Source organism: Parvibium lacunae, assembly GCF_003335215.1.
GTDB lineage: Bacteria > Pseudomonadota > Gammaproteobacteria > Burkholderiales > Burkholderiaceae_D > Parvibium > Parvibium lacunae.
This window is the reverse complement of the sequence record NZ_QPGB01000001.1, coordinates 106,969-131,169: the sequence shown is the minus strand read 5'-3', so window position 1 is coordinate 131,169 and position 24,201 is coordinate 106,969. Positions and strand designations below refer to the sequence as shown.

The window sequence follows — 24,201 nt, the reverse complement described above, 5'->3', positions numbered from 1 at the left end:
CATACGCAAATTATGTCACTTGTTATCCCTCCCCCAGCTTTGCCAGCAGCCCCGCTCTTGGAACTAGAACAATTCAGCGTTCAGTTTCCCGGACAACCGGCACCCACTGTAAAGGAACTCTCTCTGACATTACATGCCGCGGAGAAATTTGCCTTGGTCGGGGAATCCGGCTCAGGCAAGAGTGTCACCGCCCAGAGCATCATGCGCCTCTTGCCCGCGCAGCTTTCTGGCTCGGTGCGCTGGCAAGGGCAAGAACTACTCACCTACAATGAAAGGCAGATGCGACGACTCCGTGGTAAACAAATTGCCATGGTCTTTCAAGAACCAATGAGCGCGCTCAATCCGTTGATGACGATTGGGCAGCAAATTGCGGAGGTCCTTGAGAAGCATGAGGCGTTGAGTCGAACTGACGCTTGGGCACGCGCCTTAGCCCTGCTCGAACGAACGGGCATCCCAGCGGCGGCGCAACGTTTGCGCCACTATCCGCATCAATTATCTGGCGGGCAACGACAGCGGGCGATGATTGCAATGGCATTGGCTTGTCGACCACAACTTCTGATTGCCGATGAGCCGACAACCGCGCTTGATGTCACGATCCGCGCGCAGATCATGAGCCTACTCGAAGAATTGCAAGCCGAATATGGCATGGCGATCTTACTCATTACGCACGATCTCAACTTAGTGAAAAATTTTGCGACTCGGGTAGGGGTCATGCAGCAAGGGCAATTACGAGAGCTGGCATCCACACAATCCTTATTTGCAAACCCGCAGCATCCTTACACGGCAGAACTGCTCGCAGCACAGCCTAGCCGACTGATCGAAGAAGACCGTGTTACTCACCCTGCTCCCCCGCCTTTGCTTGTGACCGAAGCACTGAGCGTCAGCTTTAGCAGCGCCGCTGGCTGGTTTAAACGCAAAACCGAGTGCGCTGTTGATGCCGTTGATCTTCATATCCCCCCACAACGAACACTGGGGTTGGTGGGGGAATCGGGATCGGGCAAAACCACCTTAGCCATGGCGCTCTTGGGTCTCCAAGCCACAAGCGGGGGCCGCACTCAATTTGACGGTCAATACCTTGACCAACTGGATAAAGCGGCACAAAAAAAATACCGCGCAAAATTACAGGTTGTCTTCCAAGATCCTTTTTCTGCGCTGTCGCCTCGCATGACGATTGAACAAATTGTGGGAGAAGGGCTGCAACTGCACCACCCCGAGTTGAGCCAAGTAGCGTGCCGTGAGCGGGTCAGTGAAACCCTCGCCGAAGTCGGCTTAAGCCCCGATGCCCTGTACCGTTACCCCCATGAATTCTCCGGCGGGCAACGTCAACGCATTGCGATTGCGCGTGCCATTATTTTGCGCCCAAGCCTGATTGTGTTGGATGAGCCAACGAGTGCGTTGGACGTCTCAGTACAAAAACAAGTCCTTCGCTTATTGGTAACCTTGCAGCAAAAATATGGCACCAGTTACTTGTTTATCAGCCATGATTTAGCGGTTATCCGCGCCATTGCCCATGAGGTCATTGTCATGCATAAAGGAAAAATCGTGGAGCGCGGTGCGACAGAAACGATTTTTACCCAACCGCTGCATCCTTACACCCAAAGTCTGATCCACGCCGCCATGCGTTAATGCCCTGCCAAGTTAATTTCGCGGCGGATACCAGTAAAGTCGACAACCGATTAATACAAATTTGTTGCAGTTTTTCTGCACCGAGGAAAATCAGATGCATTTTCACCTAGCTATTTTTCTAATCTGACGTACTATTTGCAACACAGTTTGATGCGCCGCACCAAACAGCATAACAAAGGCAGCACCAGCCAGTAAGCAGCCCTCAAAACAGTCATGCAGAGCGGGAACAACATGGAACACAGAACACAGAATCAAAGTGTAGCAGCCCTGGCATTAGGGGCCTTGGGTGTCGTTTACGGCGATATTGGTACCAGTCCGCTTTATACAATTAAAGAAGTCTTCGCACCTCACACAGGAATAGCCTTAACAACGGATAACGTTATTGGCACGGTGTCTGCGATTTTCTGGGCCTTAATGCTGGTCGTTACCTTAAAGTACGTGATCTTGGTTCTACGTGCAGATAACCGCGGTGAAGGCGGGACGATGGCATTACTTGCGCTAGCCGTGTCAAGCGTAGGGAAATCGAGTAAAAAAACAAAGTGGCTTTTGCTGCTGGGAACGTTTGGGGCTTCTTTGTTTTATGGCGAAACAGTTGTCACGCCCGCAATTTCAGTTTTGAGTGCAGTCGAAGGCATTGAGCTGGTTGCCCCAAGCTTTCACCCCTACATTTTGCCAACCACCCTTGTCATTCTAGTTGGGCTGTTTTTAATGCAACGGCATGGGACCGCAACAGTCGGCAAACTATTTGGTCCAATCATTGTGGTTTGGTTTACTACATTGGGGGCAATTGGTCTTTACCATGTGATACAGAATCCAGCGATACTGGCCGCACTTGATCCCCGCTTGGCGTTTAACTTTCTACAAGCACGCGGTCTAGGTGTCTTTCTTGCGTTAGGCGCGATTGTGCTCGCTCTGACCGGGGGAGAAGCCTTATATGCAGATATGGGACATTTTGGTAAAAAGGCCATTCAACTGGCATGGTGCAGCTTAGTTTTACCCGGCCTAGCACTGAACTATTTGGGACAAGGCGCCTTACTGCTCAGTGATCCCAGCGCCGTTAAGAATCCCTTCTACCTCGCTTTCCCGCCCGCACTGCTGGTCCCTGCCCTCATATTGGCAACCCTAGCGACCATCATTGCTTCACAGGCTGTTATATCTGGGGCCTATTCAATGACCCAACAGGCCATTCAGTTGGGACTCTTTCCACGCATGCAAATCATTCACACCTCAGCCACCGAAGCTGGCCAGATTTATATCCCAGGCGTGAATTGGCTGTTGTTAATTGCCGTTCTTTTGGCGGCAATTGGCTTTGGCTCTTCTTCTGCACTGGCGGCGGCCTATGGCATCGCAGTTACTGGCACCATGACTATCACCACTATCCTTACTTTTTTCGTCATTCGGTATGGTTGGGGCCTACCACTCTGGCTCTCTATTTCCTCTACCTTATTCTTTTTCGTGGTGGATATTTTATTTTTTGCTTCTTGCACCATCAAGTTTCTACAAGGTGGTTGGTTCCCACTACTGTTAGCGATGTCATTGCTAACAATTATGCTGACTTGGAAACGCGGACGGGAATTACTGCTTGATCAAATTCGTGAAGGCGATCCCAAGCTTGAACCTTTCCTGGAAAGTGTGGCGCAGAGTGATTTTCCGCGTGCAGAACGCACTGCCGTCTATCTCGTCGCTGATCCGCATACCGTTCCTCAAGCGATGCTGCATAACCTGAAACACAACATGGTGCTGCACGAGAAAAATTTAATTATGACGGTCGTCTACGCCGACGTACCCTGGGTTCCTGCAGCAGATCGCCTTGAAGTAAAAGGCTTGGCGGCAGGCTTCTGGCAAGTGACTGTTCATTATGGCTTTATGGATAAACCGCATATTCCCCAAGCACTAGAGCTTCTGGCCAACCATGGCATAGAGGTAGATGCATTTACCACCTCATATTTCTTAAGCCGTGAAACGGTGGTCCCTGATGCGAAAGAAAAGGGCATGGCACGCTGGCGCGAACAGCTCTTTGCGGCCTTGTCACGTAATGCAGGTAGCGTGGTTGATTACTTTAATATCCCAAGCAATGCAGTGATTGAATTGGGAACGCGCGTTCATATCTAACGGGTCATGGCCTAGCGAGAAACGCTGCCGACAGCGACAGCCGCCCTAATAAAAAAGGAGCCTCAGGCTCCTTTTTTATTAGGGTAATAGAACCCGATCAACGTTGATGCAGTGGCTTAACGTCACGCTGGGTTTCGCCTGTAAACAACTGACGCGGACGCCCAATTTTCTGCTCTGGATCAGAAATCATTTCATTCCATTGCGCAATCCAGCCAACAGTACGTGCCAAAGCAAAAATTGCTGTAAACAATTCTGTGGGAATACCGATCGCACGCTGGACGATACCAGAGTAAAAATCGACATTCGGATACAGTTTACGGCTAACAAAGTAGTCGTCTTCCAGGGCAATCTTCTCCAAAGCCATCGCGAGCTTGAATAACGGATCATCCTGCAAACCAAGCTCACCCAGTACTTCATGACAGGTTTCGCGCATGAGTTTTGCACGAGGATCGTAGTTTTTATAAACACGATGGCCAAAGCCCATCAATTTGACACTGCTATTCTTGTCTTTAACCTTGGCAATAAATTCACCAATCTTAGCGACCCCACCTTGCGCTTGGATATCTTCCAGCATTTCCAAGCACGCTTCGTTGGCGCCTCCATGGGCAGGGCCCCACAAACAGGCAATACCAGAAGCAATACACGCAAATGGATTAGCGCCCGAAGAACCCGCCAAACGTACCGTCGAGGTCGAGGCATTTTGTTCGTGATCAGCGTGCAAAATGAAAATGCGGTCCATCGCACGGACCAGGACATCATTCACTTTGTATTCTTCGCAGGGTGTCGCAAACATCATGCGCATGAAGTTGGCGGTATAGGACAGATCGTTACGCGGATAAACAAAGGGCTGACCAACCGTATATTTGTAAGCCATGGCAACCAATGTTGGCAGCTTGGCAATCAAACGAATCGCCGAGATTTCGCGGTGCTCAGGATTGTTAATATCGAGGGAATCATGATAGAACGCTGACAATGCGCCAACCGTCCCCACCAATACCGCCATCGGGTGCGCATCGCGACGGAAACCTTGGAAAAAGCGGCTCATTTGTTCGTGAACCATGGTGTGGCGGGTGACTTTATTCACGAACTCCGATTTTTGAGTCGCGTTAGGGAGTTCACCTTTGAGCAACAAATAACAGGTTTCTAAAAAATCGCAGTTTACTGCCAACTGTTCAATCGGATAGCCGCGGTAGAGCAACTCACCTTTGTCGCCATCAATGTAGGTAATGGTAGAGCGACAAGCTGCTGTGGACATAAAACCAGGGTCATACGTAAACTTGCCGGTTTTACCATACAGGGCGCGAATGTCGATGACATCCGGACCAACCGAACCCTGGTAAATCGGAAATTCAATGCTAGGGCTGCCATCTGAAAATGAAAGCGTGGCTTTTTGTTCTACTGACATGGTGTTTCCTTTCCACAAGTCAATGTCATTTGAAGCTTGGTTCAATCGATTGAATTAAACCAACACTTCAAATTTATGATGATGAACAACTCAGCTTGCGCTGATCTTAACGAGCAAATCCCTTACCTGCTCTGTTGCCAGCTCACCCATTGGCGCTTTGCGCGCCATTAAGAGATCCATCAAATCGCCATCGGCCAATTCCAATAACTGAACGAATGCAGTGACTTCAGCATCTGAGAGCGTTTCCTCATAACGATCCAGAAACCGGGTCAACAAAATATCATTTTCCAGCATGCCACGCCGCGCCCGCCAGCGCAGGCGACGACGGTCATGAATATTGGGCAACGCTTCTGTTAACGACACGATATGATCAATTCTTAACGATTTGTCTAAGCCTGCCTATTGAGGCTTACCCCAATCTTGCAGCGCACCAAACACATTTCAAAAAAAAGCGGATGGATCCGCTGTCATACACAATAAGTGCATATATACGTTTAATAAACCGATGTAGAACCGTTACGAGCGAGCCTCAGTTGGGCGCGTACAGCACACAGCGAGCGGAGTGTACTAAAGTACATGAGCATCGCGCGTACTGCACAAGCCCAAATCAGGCTCGCGCAGTAGGTTAAACAAGCTTTAGACGGCGCGACGCACCATCAATTCCTTAATTTTGCCAATCGCTTGAGTGGGGTTCAGCCCTTTCGGACACACATCCACGCAGTTCATGATGGTGTGGCAGCGGAACAAACGATACGGATCTTCGAGGTTATCCAGACGCTCGTTCACAGCCTGATCACGGCTATCGGCAATAAAGCGATAGGCTTGGAGCAGACCCGCTGGCCCAACAAACTTGTCAGGGTTCCACCAGAAAGACGGGCAAGAAGTGGAGCAGCATGCACACAGAATACATTCGTACAGGCCATTCAATTCTTCGCGCTCTTCAGGAGACTGTAGACGCTCTTTTTCAGGCGGTGGGGTATCGTTAATCAAGTAAGGCTTGATCGAATGATACTGCTTGAAGAAGTTCGTCATATCGACGATCAAATCACGTACGACTGGCAGACCGGGCAAAGGACGCAACACGATGGTTTGCGGCAAGGTGCGCATGTTAGTCAAACAGGCCAAGCCATTGCGACCATTGATATTCATGGCATCAGAACCACAAATCCCTTCGCGGCAAGAACGGCGGAAACTCAGGGTTTCATCCATTTTCTTGAGCTTCATTAGCACATCTAACAACATGCGGTCGCCGGCGTCGAGCGTCACTTCGTAACGCTGCATACGGGGTTTTTCGTCGGTATCCGGATCGTAACGGTAAATTTCAAAAATACGGGTATCGCTCATCTCATTTCACCTTAGAAGCTACGAGGTTTGGGTGGCACGGAGTCCACAGTCAGGGGCTTGAGTTGCACTGGCTTGTAATCCAGGCGGTTACCCTCGCTGTACCACAGCGTGTGCTTCATCCACTCTTTGTCGTTACGGCCATTGGCACACTCAGCATCATCCGCAGGGCGCTCATAATCCACCACGGTATGGGCCCCACGACACTCTTTCCGCGCAGCGGCGGAAGTAATCGTTGCCTTGGCAGCCTCGATCAAGTTAGAGACTTCCAGTGCTTCGATCCGTGCAGTGTTGAAGACCTTGCTCTTGTCTTTGAGGTGAATGTTCTGGGCGCGTTGATCCAGTTCCAGAATCTTCTGTACGCCTTCATCCAGCATGGCTTGCGTGCGGAACACGCCGGCATGTGCTTGCATGGATTTGCGAATGTCATTCGCCACATCTTGCGCGTATTCGCCAGAAGTGCTGTTATCCAGCTTGGCTAGGCGTGATAAGGCAAAATCAGCCGCATCCTTCGGTAACTCTTTGTGGGAACGTTGCTTGAGGTTTTGCGCCACAATGTGGTTACCCGCCGCACGACCAAACACCACCAAGTCCAGCAGGGAGTTCGTACCCAGGCGGTTCGCACCGTGCACAGATACGCATGAACACTCACCGACCGCATAGAAACCTTGAATGATGTCATTCGGGTTACCATTTTTCGGTGCCACCACTTGACCATAGATATTGGTTGGAATCCCACCCATCTGGTAGTGAATCGTGGGCACAACCGGAATCGGCTCTTTGGTGCAATCGACGTTGGCAAAGTTCTTGCCAATTTCGTAAACGGAAGGCAGACGCTTGTGAATCGTTTCGGCACCCAAGTGGGTCAGATCCAGCACCACGTAGTCACCGTTCGGGCCACAGCCACGGCCTTCTTTAATTTCTTGGTCCATTGAGCGTGACACGAAGTCACGTGGCGCCAAGTCTTTCAGCGTTGGTGCATAACGCTCCATGAAGCGTTCGCCGTTTTTGTTACGTAGAATACCGCCTTCACCACGGCAGCCTTCGGTCAGCAGCACACCTGCACCGGCCACACCAGTGGGGTGGAATTGCCAGAATTCCATGTCTTCCAGGGGAATGCCCGCACGGGCTGCCATACCCAGGCCGTCACCGGTATTGATAAAAGCATTGGTCGATGCCGCGTAAATACGGCCTGCACCCCCGGTCGCAAATAATGTGACCTTGGCTTCAAGAATCATCGCCTCGCCAGTTTCCATCTCCAGCGCGACCACACCCAATACATCGCCCTCTTGATCGCGAATGATGTCCAATGCCATCCACTCAACGAAGAACTGCGTGCGGGCACGGACGTTACGCTGATACAGCGTGTGCAACAAGGCATGACCGGTCCGGTCAGCCGCTGCACAGGCGCGGGGCACAGGCTTTTCACCGTAGTTAGAAGAGTGACCACCGAAAGGACGCTGATAAATCGTGCCATCAGGGTTACGGTCAAACGGCATCCCAAAGTGCTCAAGTTCGTAAACAACTTTGGGCGCTTCGCGACACATAAATTCAATCGCATCTTGGTCGCCTAACCAATCAGACCCCTTCACAGTGTCATAGAAATGGTAGTGCCAATTATCTTCCGCCATGTTGCCAAGCGATGCGCCGATCCCGCCTTGCGCCGCTACCGTATGGGAACGGGTCGGGAATACTTTTGAGAGCACGGCCACATTCAGGCCCGACTCCGCTAATTGCAGTGAGGCACGCATCCCTGCGCCACCCGCACCGACCACAACAACGTCAAATTTACGACGCGGCAAACTCGTATTGATTGCAACCACGGCTTACACCCTCCAGAGAATCTGTGCTGCGTAAGCGGCACAACCAATCAGATACAAAATCGTTAACACATGCAAAACCAAACGCAGACCGTTAGGTTTGATGTAGTCCATCCACAAGTCACGAATGCCGACCCAGGCGTGGTAGAACAAGGACAACAGCGCTAGCAAAGTCGCTACCTTCATGAACTGGCCTGCAAAGACGCCAGCCCAAGCTTCATAAGTGAATTCGCCCGCACTAAAAAACACGACCAGCAAAATCAAGGTATAAACGGCCATCACCACCGCAGTGACACGCTGGGCCAGCCAATCGCGGAAGCCATAACCCGCGCCCACAGCTTGTTTTTTGTAACCCATTAGAACACTCCAAATAATTTCAAGCCAACCAAGGCAGCCAGAGGCAAGCTCACCGCCAACACCACGCCAGCACTTTTGCGCGCGCTGGGTTTATCGACACCGATGTGCATATCGAGCAGTAGAAAGCGAATACCGGCACAGAAGTGATGGAGGTAGGCCCAAATCAACCCTAACAATAACAACTTCACAATGGGATAGCCCACGACATTACTGAATGTCGCAAAACTAATCTCTGAGGTTAGGCTCAGATCAAAGAGCCATAATAGGGCCCATAACGACAAAAATAACCCAACCCCACTCACGCGGTGCAGAATCGATACCTTACCAGGCAGGGGGAGTTTGTAGTCAGTCAGTATCTGACCGAATCCGACGTTGCGGAATTCTGGCCGAGTCTTTTTCACTTCGTTAGTCATGCACTAACCTCTCGACAGTCACAAAATTGATGGAATAACAGTTAAAGCCTAGATATTTTAGCGATTTTTATGCATCTATCGTTAGCGGATGTCGAGTTTTTTTACGTTGGATGAACAAGTGCTCGACAAAATCTTTCCAGGGAATCTGTGCTGGGCATGCCATACCAAAGATATCCAACCACGACTAACCGCCATTACGATAGCTCATTTCGATAAGCGTGGTGGTCAGTGCGATAAAAGCCCCGTCGCCATTCAACTGCTTGATCGCCGTAGGTAAACGCAACTCGCTCAACAAGCAATAACGGCGTCCCCACCGTCACCTTTAAACTCTCAGCACAAGCTTGGTCAGCAGCAACCGCACGAATTTTCTCACTCGCTCGTATCATCCGGGTGCCAAATTCCGTTTCAAATAGGCCATACATCGGACCTTTATAGGCCGCTAATCGCTCCGCGGTCAGCCCTTTGAATTGCAGCCCAGGTAGCCAGATTTCTTCCAGTACGGTAGGCCGCTCTTGCAAATATAGAATCCGCTTGACCAAAATGACTGCATCGCCAGTGGCTAACGCTAGTGAGTCCGCCACCTCAGGGGTGGCACGCATGCGCTTGCAAGCTAAAAATTGACTCTGAGGATAGGTTGGCTCCCCCTCGTCGGGAACCAAGCGCAGAAATCGAAAAGAGACTTTTTCTTCATGGTGCGTGGCAACGAATGTCCCCTTCCCTTGACGACGGATCAAAATATGCTCAGTGGCAAGGTCATCGACCGCCTTACGCACCGTTCCCTGACTGACCCCATAGCGCTTAGCCAGCTCCATCTCACTGGGGATCATCTCGCCTGGGCGCCATTCTCCGGCTTGCAAACCTTGGGTAATCAAGCCCTTAATTTGCTGATAAAGCGGCGCATAAACTGTTACTGGCGCGGACGTGTCAGCAGAAGCGCTGGCGGCCACGGCAGAACCGACGCTAGACGCTGGCTTATTTGCTGAATGATCGGAACCTACCGGCTTATTTTCCTCACTCATTCCCGCTGAATTCATGGCTGCGTACCCAATCAATTAATCTTTCTGGAAAGGATTTGACCACAAACCTCCTCTACCGTCCATGCTACAACAACCCAATGTCTTATATATAACATAAGATTATTGACGAGTCTTATATAAGAGTGTAACCTTGTAAAACCTTACCTGTAATAATCGTTGCCTGTATTTACACACAAGCCTACTTCGCTGTTGATGGTCTTGGCGATATGGCGCAACCGTTCTGGTTTTTCAACTGACAAACTTGGTAGGCCAGGGCGAACGGAGTAAACTCTTGGTTTTTCTGGCCCCCTCAGCCAGTGAATCAACTGTTTATTGATTAATTTGGAGAATGCTTCATGGCAAAACCCGCAATGCGTGTTGCCGTTACTGGCGCAGCTGGCCAGATCGGTTATAGCTTACTGTTCCGTATCGCCAACGGCGACATGTTGGGCAAAGATCAGCCCGTTATTCTGCAGTTGTTAGATATCACGCCAGCATTACCCGCCGTTAAAGGCGTGGTGATGGAATTGGAAGACTGTGCCTTTCCGTTATTGCAAGACGTGGTGATTACCGATGATCCCAAAGTTGCTTTTAAAGACGTAGATGTCGCGCTGCTCGTTGGTGCACGTCCTCGCAGCAAAGGCATGGAACGTAAAGATCTGCTGGAAGCTAACGGCGCCATCTTCACCGTTCAAGGCGCTGCCCTGAATGAAGTGGCTAGCCGCAATGTCAAAGTGCTGGTCGTCGGCAACCCTGCTAACACCAATGCGTACATCGCCATGAAATCGGCTCCCAACCTGCCGAAAGAAAACTTCACGGCCATGCTGCGTTTGGACCACAACCGTGCTTTGTCGCAAATCGCCGCCAAGACCGGCAAACCAGTCGCCAGCATTGAAAACCTGTTTGTTTGGGGTAACCACAGCCCAACCATGTACGCGGACTACCGTTTCGCCACGATTGATGGCCAGAACGTCAAAGCCCTCATCAATGACGAAGTATGGAACAGCGACGTGTTTCTGCCTACCGTTGGCAAACGTGGTGCCGCGATTATTGAAGCGCGTGGTTTGTCTTCCGCCGCTTCAGCTGCTAACGCCGCGATTGACCATGTGCGTGACTGGGTACTCGGCACCAATGGCAAAATCGTGACCATGGGTGTACCTTCCGATGGTTCTTATGGCATTCCTCAAGATGTCATGTTCGGCTTCCCAGTGAAGTGCGAAAACGGTAAATACACCATCGTTCAAGGATACGAGATTGATGCCTTCTCACAAGAGCGCATCAACATCACCTTGAAAGAGTTGGAAGATGAAAAAGCGGGTGTTGCCCACTTGCTCGGCTAAGCCATTCCAGCCAAGACCGCAGTTTGACTGCGGTCTTTTTTTACCCAAAACACTTTTAAGTAGATACTTAATAAAAAACGCGACGCTGTCAGTATCGTGCAAGTCAATCAGCTCATGCTGGCGTTAGGATTGAGTTAAGGATCAGGAGAAGTCTATGAGTGCAGGAGCCAAATTCCGCGCCGCTGTCGCCAACGAAAAACCCTTGCAAATCGTCGGCACTATCAATGCCTACCATGCGCGTCTGGCACAAGCCTCCGGCTATCAAGCCATTTACCTATCTGGTGGCGGGGTGGCTGCAGGCTCACTCGGCCTCCCCGATCTCGGCATTAGCACTTTGGATGATGTGCTCACCGATGTCCGGCGCATTACCGATGTCTGCGACCTCCCCCTACTGGTTGACGTCGACACCGGCTTTGGCCCCTCCGCATTCAACATTGCCCGCACCGTTAAATCGCTCATCAAATTCGGTGCAGGGGCGATGCACATTGAAGACCAGGTGGGTGCGAAACGCTGCGGCCATCGGCCCGGCAAAGCCATCGTCACCCAGCAAGAAATGGTCGATCGCGTCAAAGCCGCCGTCGATGCGCGTACCGATGAAAATTTTGTGATCATGGCCCGCACCGATGCACTCGCCGTAGAAGGCTTACAAGCCGCGATGGATCGCGCCTGTGCCTGCGTCGAAGCCGGGGCGGACATGATTTTCCCCGAAGCCATCACCGAACTGGGCATGTACCAACAGTTTGCCGCTGCCGTCAAAGTGCCGATCCTCGCCAACATCACCGAATTTGGCGCAACCCCGCTTTACACCGTCGAACAATTGCGTGCCGTCGATGTCAGCTTGGTGCTGTACCCACTCTCGGCCTTCCGCGCCATGAACGCGGCTGCGCTGAATGTGTATCAGCAGATTCGGCGCGATGGCACCCAGCAAAACGTGGTGGACAGCATGCAATCGCGCAACGACCTATACAAATACCTCGATTACCACCGCTTCGAACAGGATTTAGATCAGCTATTTAATGCCAACAACACCGTAGAAAAAAAGCCCGAATAAATTCAGGGCGCACCTAGAAATGCAGAATTTCGGGATGAAGAGCTAGGAGCCGCGGAGCGAGGACGAAGATAGTATGCGGTATACAGCGCAGGACGAGCGAGCACGCGACAACGCAATTCGCCCGAAAAATGAATTTATAGAAGCGCCCTTTAGCTAGACAATGAGGAGAACACCATGAGCGAGACAGATAACAGCAGCGCAAGCACCCCCAGCGCGCCCAAACCCAAAAAATCGGTTGCCTTATCCGGCGTCACCGCTGGCAACACAGCCCTGTGTACGGTGGGCCGCACGGGTAACGATTTACACTATCGCGGTTACGATATTTTGGACTTCGCCGACACCTGCGAATTTGAAGAAATCGCCCACCTGCTCATTCACGGCAAGCTGCCCAATGCCGCCGAACTGCGCGCCTATAAAACCAAACTCAAAGCCCTGCGCGGTTTGCCCGCAGCGGTACAGAACGCACTGGAACTGCTTCCCGCCAGCACCCACCCGATGGATGTGATGCGTACCGCCGTTTCGGTACTTGGCTGTGTGCTACCCGAAAAAGAAGATCATAGTCTCGCTGGGGCTAAAGACATTGCCGACAAGCTCATCGCCTGCCTTGGCTCGGCCCTGCTCTACTGGTATCACTTCAGCCACAACGGCGAAATGATTGACGTACACACCGATGACGACAGCATCGGTGGCCACTTCCTACACCTGCTGCATGGCCGCGCACCAAGCGCACTCTGGGTGCGGGCGATGCACACCTCACTGATTTTGTACGCCGAGCATGAATTTAACGCCTCCACGTTCACCGGACGTGTGATTGCTGGCACCGGTTCCGACATGTATTCCGCCATCACCGGTGCGATTGGCGCACTGCGCGGCCCCAAGCATGGCGGGGCCAATGAAGCCGCTTTTGATATTCAAAACCGCTACGACAATCCCGACGAAGCCGAGGTGGATATTCGCAAACGAGTAGAAAATAAAGAAGTGGTGATTGGCTTTGGTCATCCGGTTTACACCATCAGCGACCCGCGCAACAAGGTCATTAAAGAAGTCGCGCGGCGGCTCGCGCAAGACGCGCAAAATACCAAAATGTTTGAGATTGCCGACCGCCTGGAAAGCGTGATGTGGGATGCAAAAAAAATGTTCCCCAACCTTGATTGGTTCTCGGCAGTAAGCTATCACCTCATGGGCGTCCCCACCGCCATGTTCACACCAATCTTTGTGATTTCCCGCGCCACCGGCTGGGCCGCGCACATCATCGAGCAACGCATTGATAACAAAATCATTCGCCCCAGCGCCAATTACACCGGGCCAGAGAATCTTAAATTTATTCCGATTGAACAACGTTAATTTCAACAGAACATACTACGAGAACACACCATGAGCGCACATATCCCAAATATCAGACCTGAAGCTGATCAAGTCATCCAAGACATCGCCGACTTTGTGCTGAACTACCAAGTGACGAACAGCGAAGCTTGGAACACGGCCCGCAATTGTTTAATTGACACCCTCGGCTGCGGCCTCGAAGCCCTCAGCTATCCCGCCTGCACCAAGCTCATGGGCCCAATTGTGCCCGGCACCGTCGTGCCGAATGGGGCCAAAGTCCCCGGCACCCAATTTCAGCTCGACCCGATTCAAGCCGCCTTCAACATTGGCGCAATGATTCGCTGGTTAGACTTTAACGATACCTGGCTCGCCGCAGAATGGGGCCATCCTTCCGATAACCTTGGCGGTATTCTCGCCACTGCCGACTGGATTTCACGCACCAACGTCGCCAACGGCAAAGCACCGCTGACCATGAAGCAAGTGCTGGAAGGCATGATTAAAGCGCATGAAATTCAAGGCTGCCTCGCCCTGGAAAACAGCTTCAACAAAGTTGGCCTCGACCATGTGCTGCTCGTTAAAGTCGCCTCCGCCGCCGTGTGCTGCTGGCTGATGGGCGGCAATCGCGAGGAAGTGATTAACGCCGTCTCGCAAGCCTTTGTCGATGGCCAAGCGCTGCGCACCTATCGCCACGCTCCCAACACCGGCTCACGCAAGAGCTGGGCAGCGGGTGATGCCACGAGCCGCGCCGTGCGCCTCGCCTTGTTCAGCATGAAGGGTGAAATGGGGATTCCCGGCGTGCTCAGCGCCAAAGGCTGGGGCTTTTACGACGTACTGTTCAAAGGCAATGCCTTTAAATTCCAGCGTCCGTACAGTTCGTATGTGATGGAGAATGTGCTCTTTAAAATTTCTTTCCCCGCCGAGTTCCACTCCCAAACCGCCGTGGAATGCGCGATGACCCTGCATCAACAACTCGCCGCCCAAGGCAAAACAGCAGCGGATATTGCCAGCGTCAAAATCCGTACGCATGAAGCCTGTATCCGCATCATCGACAAAAAAGGCCCACTCAACAACCCAGCGGATCGTGACCACTGTATTCAATACATGGTCGCTATTCCCCTCTTGTTTGGCCGCCTCACCGCCGAAGACTACGAAGACAAAATCGCCAACGACCCACGCATTGATGCCCTGCGCGACAAAATCACCTGCGTCGAAGACCCACAATTCACGCAGGACTATCACGACCCGGAAAAACGTTCGATTGCCAACGCCCTCACCGTCACCCTCAACGATGGCACAGTACTGAATGAAGTGGTGGTCGAATACCCCATAGGCCACCGCCGTCGCCGCGCCGAAGGCATTCCCGTCTTGGTCGAAAAATTCAAAGCCAACCTCGCCCGCCGCTTTGCCAGCAAGCAACAGCAAGCGATTTTGGAGGTATCGCTCGATCAAGCCAAACTAGAAGCCATGTCAGTGAATGAGTATGTGGATTTGTATGTGATCTAAGCCGCCGTAGGTAATCTATGCCGCCTATAAAAAACCCCCTTGCGGCAAACAAGGGGGTTTGTATTTGGTGGCGAATCCCCGATTCGAACGGGGGACCTGCGGATTATGATTCCGTCGCTCTAACCGGCTGAGCTAATTCGCCAAACTGTTTCGGATTCAGAGGATGAATCGAAGCAACTGTAAAGACCGAAATTATAAAACAAAAAAGCGGGCTAGGTCAAACCTAGCCCGCCCTGATAAACGACTCAACGCGGCTACTTACTGGACAACAGCGATTTGGTCGCGCTTGCCCGCTTTGTAGGTATACAGCGTCAGAGAACCGTTCTTGATATCGCCTTTGTCATCAAAAACAATTTTGCCGGTCACGCCGTCATAGTTGATTTTTGCCAAAGCAGGCAGGTATTTCGCCGGCTCAGCAGAGTTGGCTTTTTTCATGGCTTCAACGATTACCATGACTGAGTCATAAACGTAAGGGGCGTAAACTTGGACTTCAACACCAAACTTCTCTTTGAAGCGGGTTTTGAACTTATCCATACCGTCTTTCTTGGCGCCTGTGACACCACCAGCTTCAGCACAGATAACTTGGCCATCTGCCATACCGTCGCCCGCCAACTTGCCTAAGCCTTCAGAGCAAATACCATCGCCGCCCATCAGTTTGGCATTAATGCCGAGTTGCTTCATCTGACGCAGCATCGGGCCGGCTTGCGCATCCATCCCACCGTAGAACACGACTTCGGGATTTTTGGCTTTAACTTTGGTCAGGATTGCACTGAAGTCGGTTGCTTGATTATTTGTCACTTCTGAAGCCACAACCTTGGCACCCGATTTCTTGGCAGACTTGCTGAACTCATCTGCCACCCCCTGGCCATACGCGGTTGCGTCATGGATAACGGCAATATTTTTTGCTTTGAGGGTATTTACCGCATATTTACCCAGTGTTCCGCCCAGTTGGCCATCGTTCGCCACCACACGGAAGGCAGTTTTGAAGCCCTGTTGCGTATATTTCGGGTTAATTGCAGAGGGAGAAACTTGAGGAATGCCAGCGTCAGAGTAGATTTTTGAGGCAGGAATAGTGGTACCAGAATTCAAGTGGCCAACTACGCCATTGACTTTAGCGTCAACCAATTTTTGCGCTGCAGCCGTGCCTTGTTTTGGATCAGCCGCATCATCTTCTGCCACCAATTCAAATTTGACCTTTTTACCACCGATCGTGACCCCTTTTGCATTCAGGTCTTCAATCGCCAGCTTCGCCCCATTTTCATTATCTTTCCCCAAGTGGGCGATGTTGCCGGTAATCGGACCAACGTGGCCAATTTTTACGACCATGTCTTGCGCCATTACAGAAGTAGCGCTAACACCAAATGCAAGCGCAATCGCTGCTGAAATTGCATGACGTTTTGTATTCATCACCATATTAAAGTTCTCCGAAAAAGGTTACTTTGGGTTTTCACTGCCTATCGAATGTTAACCATTCGTCTTTTCACTGTTAGCGATTGAGATAACAGTTGACACCTGGCGCAACGGGTGCTTCCTTAGGAGCCCTCAAGTTGAGTTGCGTGCTGCATAATTATTGCCACGACAACTCAAAATGTGCACGCCAAAAATGAAAAAACACAACGATTTGAGGGATAAAGTTAACGCCCAAAACGGATAAAAGCCCCTTAGTTTGGTTAAATTCGCTACCGGGAATGCGACACGATGGCTCAATGGATTGCCCACTCAACACTCACAAATACTTGTTTATTAAGAAATTATTGCGCTCGCACAATGGAAGCGTACCAAGCTGGCGCAAAGCAGTGAAAACCACTTATTTGAATCCCCTGCGCCGCGTCGAGCAATCAGTTGCGAGAGAGCAACGAGGTCAGCGCCCTAGCGTGCTGGTAATCCATGCCCAGATCGCGCTCGCGTGGTGTAGGATGCGGAAATTACCTTGATTTCTGGTTCTCAATGCCTGCTACTTATACCCTGGATCGAATTGATCGCGCCATACTCAATCGATTGCAAGCTAACAATCAAGTGCCCACGAAAGTGCTGGCTGCCGAACTGGGCATTTCCCAGCCAACTTGCTTGAGGCGGATTAAGGATTTACAGCGGGCAGGCATTATTGATGCGCAAGTTGCCCTGATTGATCCCTTTCGAATCGGCTATGGCATGCTTGCTTTTCTGGAGGTTTCCCTGGAAAAAGAAACAGACCAGCATATGCAAGAATTTGAGACCCGGGCGCAAGCTGAAGACGCCATCTTGCAGTGTTATCTGGTCACTGGGGAAATCAGCTTTATGTTGATCGTGCATGTCGCCAGCATGAGTGACTATGCCGATTTCGTTCAAAGAACCGTTGCCAATTGGCCCAATGTCCGCTATTACCGTAGCCGCTTTCCGATGAAACGGGTTAAACGTAACACCGCGATTCGATTTGATGAAACCGCAGAAGTCCTCACTGTCTGTCGGCCAAGCTAGTCTCGCGTCATCGGTTTGTTTAACAACAGGGTATGCGCGTCTCGCTTGATTTTATTTTTCAAAACACAAGCCTTGCATGACGATTTTTTTCGTTTTTGCAGAGCACCGTGCCAGTTTTTTAAAAAAAGCCCACGACTTTTTTTACTTTGTTGCAAGCCCTTTCTAACACATTGATTCAGCAAGATTTTTTAGCTCAGCGCAACGCGTTTCACCGCATCATGGGCGCTAGTCAAATCGGCAGAGGCTCACTACCATAGAAACATCAACTTACCCTGGATGTTATATGCGACCCCCTGCCCCACAACCCCTCAGTCACCAGAATTTATTTCAGACCGCAGGCTATTCAGCCAGCCTACAGGCGCTCTCCACGACGGCATACGGCTTACTGGCGCGCAGTGAAGCAGACCTGGTGCGCCAGTTACTGCCGGCAGCACAACTCAGCCCAAGCGAACAGGCTCAAACGACCACCTATGCCCATGCTTGGATTAGCGCCTTACGACAACCCGAAAAGCGACAACTGCGCGATTACCTGCCCAACACCAACATTGACGTACTGATGCATGAATTTAGCCTGAGCACTGAAGAGGGGCTGGCGCTGATGTGCCTAGCAGAAGCGCTACTGCGCATTCCCGACCCCGCCACTACGGACGAATTGATCCGCGACAAACTGGCCCAAGGCCGCTGGGAACAGCATGTGGGTAACGCTGACACCTTATTTGCCAATGCTGCCGCTTGGGGACTGCGGCTGGCTAACCGAATCAGTAGTCCACCTCAAGATCAACTCAAAGAGAGTCTCAATCAGCTGGTGGATAAATTCACCCAAGCGACTTTCACCACCCTGATTCGCAAAGCCATGCAAGTGGGAATGCGGTTTCTAGGCGAAAAGTTTGTGCTAGGTGAAACCATCAGCGCCGCCCTGGACGTTGCGCAAAGCGGAGAATCAGCCGGCTTTCTCTATTCATTTGATATGCTGGGCGAGGCGGCACTCACTGCGGCTGATGCCGAGCGCTACTACCAAGCCTATTTAGAGGCGATTCAAGCCGTCGGGCAAGCGGCTCAGGCACGTGCAGCACAACATGGGCGAAGGCCCGATCCCATTCACAGCAATGGCATTTCAATCAAACTCTCAGCGCTGCACCCCCGCTACCAAACCGCACAACTGCTGCAGGTAGAAGGCGTTCTATACCCCAAACTCCTGACCTTACTGTGCCACGCAAAAAACCTCAATATTGCGGTACATATTGATGCAGAGGAGTGTGATCGACTCGAGCTCTCATTACGCCTACTTGAGAAATTACTGCACGAACCTGCGCTGGCTGGCTGGGGCGGCTTGGGCTGGGTGGTTCAGGCTTACCAAAAACGCGCCGTCTATGTGATTGATTGGCTCATTGAGCAGTGCCGGCAGCGTGCGGCTCAGCAAAACCCGGCCGTTGAACCCGCTAAATTGCTGGTTCGTTTGGTCAAAGGGGCCTATTGGGACAGTGAAATCAAGCGTGCCCAACAAGATGGCCTAAGTCAATACCCCGTTTACACCCGCAAAACCCACACGGACATTAGTTACCTTGCCTGCGCCAGAAAATTACTGGCCGCTCGCGATGTCGTCTTCCCCCAATTCGCGACACACAATGCCCACACGGCAGCCGCAATTGTCAGTATGGCGCACGCTACGCCAGCACACAGCCCCGCAGCCCAAACCTATGAGTTTCAGTGCTTACACGGCATGGGCGAAACCCTCTATGAGATTATCCGGCGGCATCTCAGTCAGCCTAATCCGGCAAGCGCTCTCCCCCACCTCACTGAGCCGCCCACTTGCCGCATTTACGCCCCAGTGGGAAGCCATGAAACCTTGTTGGCCTATCTGGTCAGACGCTTACTGGAAAATGGGGCCAATAGTTCGTTTGTGCATCAACTGGTCGATCATGATATTCCTATCGACACCTTATTACTCGACCCTGTTACGCATGCCGCCAGCTGGGCGTACGAGGCCGCCAGCGACATTCCGCCACCCGCCCGACTGTATCAACAGGATCGCTATCCCCGAGAAAACTCATTGGGGATGGACTGGGGCCATTGGGCGTGTCGGCAAGCACTCATGGCAGCGCTCCCAATTGATACGCAACAACCCATAGCAGCCCACCCCTACCTGGCAGGCTCACCAGCGACCGCACTAACTGCTACTTCAAACACCTATTGCCGCCATGTGGCTATTCAGAATCCCGCTGATCTCACGCACACGGTCGGCACATGCCAAATGCTGTATCGTCCCGCGCTCACGACAGCGGCAATCCATGAAGATGCGCTCGATAGCCTGATTGATCAGGCTTTTCAGCATGCTGCGGCGAGCGATTGGCCAGCGCTACCCAGTAAAACCAGAGCAGCGCTACTCAACCGCGTCGCCGACCTACTGCAACAGCACCACGCCGAATTCTTGCAGCTCTGTGTGCAAGAAGCTGGAAAAACCTGGCCTAACGCCTGGGCTGAGCTGCGCGAAGCGATTGATTTTCTGCGTTATTACAGTCAGCAATCGCTCGAATCATCTACGTCCTCACCGCTCGGGGCTGTAGTTTGCATCAGTCCTTGGAATTTTCCGCTGGCCATCTTTATCGGGCAAATCAGTGCAGCTTTGGCGGCTGGCAATACCGTGCTAGCCAAACCTGCTGAGCAGACGCCGCTGATTGCGTATCACGCTGTGGCGCTGATGCACCAAGCGGGGATTCCGCGCGATGCCTTGCAGTTTTTCACGGGAGCTGGGGATATCGGTCAAGCACTGGTCAGCCATCATGACTGTGCCGCCGTCATGTTTACCGGCTCCACGACCGTCGCCAAAAGTATCGAAGCCGTCCTTATGCAGCGCACGACAGCAAGCAATTTGCCCCGGCTTATTGCGGAAACGGGTGGCCTGAATGCCATGCTGGTAGATAGCACTGCTCTCTGCGAACAAGTGGTTCAAGACATTCTGACCTCGGCCTTTGATAGTGCGGGACAACGTTGTTCTGCCTTACGTCTGTTATGCGTTCAAACTGATTTAGCACCACGTCTGCTGACAATGCTAACAGGGGCCATGCAAACCTTGGTGATCGATAACCCCGTCTATTGGGCCAGTGATATTGGCCCAATGATTGACGCTGACGCCCAAGCCAATATTCAGGCGTATCTTGAGCAGTGCCGGGCCCGAGGCTGGCGCGTGACGCAGCCTGTCGCGCCACAAGCCAAGACGAATGGCTATTGGCTGGCCCCCAGTCTCGTTGAAATCAGTGAAATTGAAGCCCTACATCAAGAGGCATTCGGGCCGGTCCTTCACCTCTATCAGTATCCACGAGAAGACCAAGCGGCCGTGCTCGCGAAAGTCAATGCCTTGGGATATGGTCTTACCGCCGGGCTACACAGCCGCTTAAGCCACTGGACAACACAAGCAGCCAACACCCTGCGGGTTGGCAATGTCTATATCAACCGCAACATGGTAGGAGCGACGGTTGGCGTGCAACCGTTCGGCGGCTGTGGTTTGTCTGGCACGGGGCCCAAAGCGGGCGGGCCCTGGCTCTTGCACAAGCTACAGCAGCGCAGCGTTCCTCTAGCTCATCGTCCTTGCCTGCCTGCTGCCCACTTTTTAGCGCTCTGTGAAAGCCTGGGAGATCCGCGCCAATCCCTCAATCTGACCGCGACCGAGCGTGCCGCTGGCCAGCGCTTTGCCGCGACAGTCGCCCAACTCTGCCGCTGGCAAGACTCGGCCACACTGATCGGCCCGACCGGTGAAGAAAATACCTGGCACAGTCTGGCTCGTGGCACCATTCTTTGTTACGGTGCTGCCGATAACCTCACTTTGCTGCAACAAATCCTGTTGACATTGGCCCACGGCAATCACGCCTTGCTCTATCAAGCTGCCAACGTAAGGCTGCCCTTGATCGAGGCCCTCAGTAATCACCCAGCTTTAGCCGCAGCGCTTCACTGCATCAACAGTTTAGACAGCCAAACGTGGGATGGAGGTATTTTAAGTGCTCAAGTTAGCGCCGCGGAACGATTACAGCTAGCGGCAGCCCAAGCGCGGATCGTGCCTTACCTACCAACCCCTGAACCGACGTCTGGATGGTGGCTGTTGCAGGAAAAAGTCATTAGCACCAATCTCACGGCGTCGGGGGGAAATGCCCAGTTGGTCAGTCGGGCCCGCGAATGAGTTCGCGGTTGCCCGCTAAATGGCGAAGTCAAGCAGGCTTACTTTTATTGCCTCTGCGGCCTGACCTTGGCGATAGCTTAGAGATGCAAATACAGCGACTCTTTGATTTCTTCCATCACAACGTAACTACGAGACTCCGCCGCCGCGGGTAGCTGTAACAGGATACTGCCGAGTAAGCGCCGGTATTCAGACATTTCTGCAATCCGCGCCTTGATCAGATAATCAAAATCGCCCGACACCAGATGACATTCCATCACTTCTGGAATCGCGCTAAGTTCGCGCTTTACTTTTTCAAATAGATCGCCTGACTTGGCAGAAAATTTAATTTCGACAAAAACCAGCAAATTACGGCCAAGCGCGTGCGGGTTCAGATGCGCATGGTAACCCGCGATGATACCTTCGCGCTCCAAGCGCTTAACACGCTCTGTAACTGGGGTCGTAGATAGCCCAATTTTGTTGGCCAAATCGGTCATGGTGATGCGACCATCTTGCTGCAAAATCGTTAATAGCTGCCGATCAACTTTATCTAAGTTACGCATGGCCATAGGCTTTCCATTTCAACAATGATGCGAATACACTGAACTGATAAGCGATAAGAGCGACGCTGGTTAAGTGCCCTCTATTGACTTAACAGCGAGGAAACCCCCAAGCAAAAATGCATAAAATTCTTGCAGAAAGTCTTTTTTCTGCATGGGATTCCAAAGAAGCGGAATTTAACAGACAGTTTCACTAATTAACAAGCTTATTTTTGTATTTTTTCACTACCTAACTAGCAATAAACTTGAAATATACCAAGCCTTAAGTTTGTTTACTGGTATTTATCAATACAGGAAACATTATGCATGTGATCGTCATCGGCAGTGGCGTGATCGGGATCACCACCGCTTACTACCTGGCCCGCGCTGGCGCTCAAGTGAGCGTCCTTGATCGTCAACCCGGCCCTGCGCTGGAAACCAGCTATGCGAACGCGGGGCAAATTTCCCCTGGCTACTCAACGCCATGGGCAGCCCCCGGTATTCCACTGAAAGCGCTGAAATGGCTACTACAAAAACATGCGCCACTGGCGATTCGTCCCGATGGCAGCCTCTTTCAACTGGCCTGGATGTGGCAGATGTTACGCCAATGTCAGGCCACACGCTACCAAATTAATAAAACCCGCATGCTGACATTGGCTGAATACAGTCGAGACTGCCTGATTCAGTTACGCCAGCACTTACCTCTGCCCTATGAAGGGCGTCAGCTCGGAACGCTTCAAGTCTTCCGCAGCGAAGCCCAGTTGGCCGCCGCGCAACGTGACATCGCCGTTTTGGAACAACACCACGTCGCCTATCAACTACTCAGCCGCGCTGAACTCGACCATGCCGAACCAGCGCTACAACGGGTCGCGCACAAACTCACCGGGGGCTTACGCTTACCCAATGACGAAACGGGGGATTGTTATCTCTTTACCCAGCAGCTTGCGTTGGCAGCGCAGCGTCTGGGCGTTAAGTTTTATTACAACACCACGGTTACGCAACTGCGGTCGAATGGGTCAGCTATTATCGGGGTAGAAACGACCCACCCGGAAGAATCCGGTTGCCAAATACGCGTAGCAGATCACGTGGTGGTCGCCGCTGGCGCAGAAGGCCGCCAGCTGCTGCAACCGCTAGGCATTGATTTACCAGTGTATCCCGTCAAAGGTTATTCCCTCACCCTTAAACTGGAAAACGAGCAGGCGGCGCCGGTGTCGACAGTCCTCGATGAGACTTACAAAATAGCGATTACGCGCTTTGATCAGCGCATCCGCGTCGGGGGTATGGCGGAATTGGCGGGCTTCGACCGCCAACTTAATCCAGCACGACGGTCAACCCTGGAGATGGTCGTGCAAGACCTGTTTCCGGGCTGTGGGACAGCGCTTCCCAATTCTTTCTGGACTGGGCTGCGTCCCATGACCCCAGACGGAACGCCCCTGGTTGGCCCTACCGCCATACGTGGGCTACATTTAAACATCGGGCACGGCACCCTGGGCTGGACCATGGCCTGTGGCTCAGGCCAGTTATTGGCCGATTTATTGAGTGGCAAACCCGCCGCCATTGCCCCCGAGGGATATGCGCTAACCCGTTATCGTGCAGCCAACGCAATTACGGCAGGTAGCGTCACGCAGTCCCTACAAGGCGTGTCTTAGGTATGAAAATTGCACGCATTTTTTGGGCTGACATGGCATTGCTACCACAGTTAATGCATTTTGCTGCTGTGCCTGCATACGCTCTGCGCGGGTTTGGTTATG

Annotated in this window: 18 protein-coding genes and 1 tRNA gene; 9 read left to right on the top strand and 10 right to left on the bottom strand. The window is 52.1% G+C overall.

The features are described from left to right. The first annotated feature begins 12 nt into the window (after window positions 1-12). Complete coding sequence (locus DU000_RS00615; protein WP_114401432.1) at window positions 13-1,626, top strand: ABC transporter ATP-binding protein; 1,614 nt, start codon at window positions 13-15, stop codon at window positions 1,624-1,626. A 231-nt stretch (window positions 1,627-1,857) separates the two neighbouring features. Then, window positions 1,858-3,738, top strand: a complete 1,881-nt coding sequence (locus DU000_RS00610; RefSeq protein WP_114401431.1) for a potassium transporter Kup — start codon at window positions 1,858-1,860, stop codon at window positions 3,736-3,738. Window positions 3,739-3,835: 97 nt separating this feature from the next. Here DU000_RS00610 and gltA read toward each other — a convergent pair whose 3' ends face one another. The 7 genes from gltA to DU000_RS00575 form a co-directional block, all read right to left on the bottom strand. Next, window positions 3,836-5,143, bottom strand: coding sequence for a citrate synthase (gene gltA / locus DU000_RS00605; RefSeq protein ID WP_114401430.1), 1,308 nt, complete (start codon window positions 5,141-5,143; stop codon window positions 3,836-3,838). A gap of 90 nt (window positions 5,144-5,233) precedes the next feature. Then, complete coding sequence (locus tag DU000_RS00600; RefSeq protein ID WP_420812093.1) at window positions 5,234-5,509, bottom strand: FAD assembly factor SdhE; 276 nt, start codon at window positions 5,507-5,509, stop codon at window positions 5,234-5,236. Between the two features lie 270 nt (window positions 5,510-5,779). Further along, window positions 5,780-6,487: a succinate dehydrogenase iron-sulfur subunit gene (locus DU000_RS00595; protein ID WP_114401429.1), complete on the bottom strand. Its 708-nt coding sequence runs from the start codon at window positions 6,485-6,487 to the stop codon at window positions 5,780-5,782. An 11-nt stretch (window positions 6,488-6,498) separates the two neighbouring features. Next, window positions 6,499-8,307 (bottom strand): succinate dehydrogenase flavoprotein subunit, encoded by a 1,809-nt coding sequence (gene sdhA, locus DU000_RS00590; protein WP_114401428.1) that lies wholly within the window; start codon window positions 8,305-8,307, stop codon window positions 6,499-6,501. A gap of 3 nt (window positions 8,308-8,310) precedes the next feature. Beyond that, entirely contained in the window at window positions 8,311-8,661 is a 351-nt protein-coding gene (sdhD, locus tag DU000_RS00585) for a succinate dehydrogenase, hydrophobic membrane anchor protein (protein WP_114401427.1), read from the bottom strand. Continuing rightward, the gene (gene sdhC / locus DU000_RS00580) at window positions 8,661-9,074 is read right to left on the bottom strand and encodes a succinate dehydrogenase, cytochrome b556 subunit (protein WP_114401426.1); all 414 of its coding nucleotides are present in this window, start codon (window positions 9,072-9,074) and stop codon (window positions 8,661-8,663) included. Before sdhC ends, sdhD begins: the two co-directional genes overlap by 1 nt. Before the next feature lie 194 nt (window positions 9,075-9,268). Further along, window positions 9,269-10,108: a GntR family transcriptional regulator gene (locus DU000_RS00575; RefSeq protein ID WP_114401425.1), complete on the bottom strand. Its 840-nt coding sequence runs from the start codon at window positions 10,106-10,108 to the stop codon at window positions 9,269-9,271. Between the two features lie 338 nt (window positions 10,109-10,446). Here DU000_RS00575 and DU000_RS00570 point away from each other — a divergent pair, with 338 nt between their 5' ends. From DU000_RS00570 to DU000_RS00555, 4 genes are all read left to right on the top strand, one after another. After that, window positions 10,447-11,430, top strand: a complete 984-nt coding sequence (locus DU000_RS00570; RefSeq protein WP_114401424.1) for a malate dehydrogenase — start codon at window positions 10,447-10,449, stop codon at window positions 11,428-11,430. 154 nt (window positions 11,431-11,584) lie between these two features. Then, window positions 11,585-12,481, top strand: coding sequence for a methylisocitrate lyase (gene prpB, locus DU000_RS00565; RefSeq protein WP_114401423.1), 897 nt, complete (start codon window positions 11,585-11,587; stop codon window positions 12,479-12,481). 174 nt (window positions 12,482-12,655) lie between these two features. Then, window positions 12,656-13,825 carry a bifunctional 2-methylcitrate synthase/citrate synthase gene (gene prpC, locus DU000_RS00560; RefSeq protein WP_114401422.1) on the top strand — a complete coding sequence of 390 codons (1,170 nt, stop codon included), beginning with the start codon at window positions 12,656-12,658 and terminating at the stop codon, window positions 13,823-13,825. Window positions 13,826-13,855: 30 nt separating this feature from the next. Then, entirely contained in the window at window positions 13,856-15,307 is a 1,452-nt protein-coding gene (locus tag DU000_RS00555; protein ID WP_114401421.1) for a bifunctional 2-methylcitrate dehydratase/aconitate hydratase, read from the top strand. A 65-nt stretch (window positions 15,308-15,372) separates the two neighbouring features. Here DU000_RS00555 and DU000_RS00550 read toward each other — a convergent pair. Continuing rightward, window positions 15,373-15,449 (bottom strand) — tRNA-Met (locus DU000_RS00550). Window positions 15,450-15,565: 116 nt separating this feature from the next. Next, window positions 15,566-16,720 carry a branched-chain amino acid ABC transporter substrate-binding protein gene (locus tag DU000_RS00545; RefSeq protein ID WP_114401420.1) on the bottom strand — a complete coding sequence of 385 codons (1,155 nt, stop codon included), beginning with the start codon at window positions 16,718-16,720 and terminating at the stop codon, window positions 15,566-15,568. Between the two features lie 534 nt (window positions 16,721-17,254). Between DU000_RS00545 and DU000_RS00540 the strand changes: the two genes are divergently transcribed. After that, window positions 17,255-17,764, top strand: coding sequence for an Lrp/AsnC family transcriptional regulator (locus DU000_RS00540; RefSeq protein WP_114401419.1), 510 nt, complete (start codon window positions 17,255-17,257; stop codon window positions 17,762-17,764). 283 nt (window positions 17,765-18,047) lie between these two features. Next, window positions 18,048-21,935: a bifunctional proline dehydrogenase/L-glutamate gamma-semialdehyde dehydrogenase PutA gene (putA, locus tag DU000_RS00535; RefSeq protein ID WP_114401418.1), complete on the top strand. Its 3,888-nt coding sequence runs from the start codon at window positions 18,048-18,050 to the stop codon at window positions 21,933-21,935. 77 nt (window positions 21,936-22,012) lie between these two features. Here putA and DU000_RS00530 read toward each other — a convergent pair whose 3' ends face one another. After that, window positions 22,013-22,474, bottom strand: a complete 462-nt coding sequence (locus DU000_RS00530; RefSeq protein ID WP_114402032.1) for an Lrp/AsnC ligand binding domain-containing protein — start codon at window positions 22,472-22,474, stop codon at window positions 22,013-22,015. Window positions 22,475-22,773: 299 nt separating this feature from the next. On the opposite strand from DU000_RS00530, the gene DU000_RS00525 reads away from it, so the two are divergent. Beyond that, window positions 22,774-24,099, top strand: coding sequence for a D-amino acid dehydrogenase (locus DU000_RS00525; RefSeq protein ID WP_114401417.1), 1,326 nt, complete (start codon window positions 22,774-22,776; stop codon window positions 24,097-24,099). Window positions 24,100-24,201 lie beyond the last annotated feature (102 nt).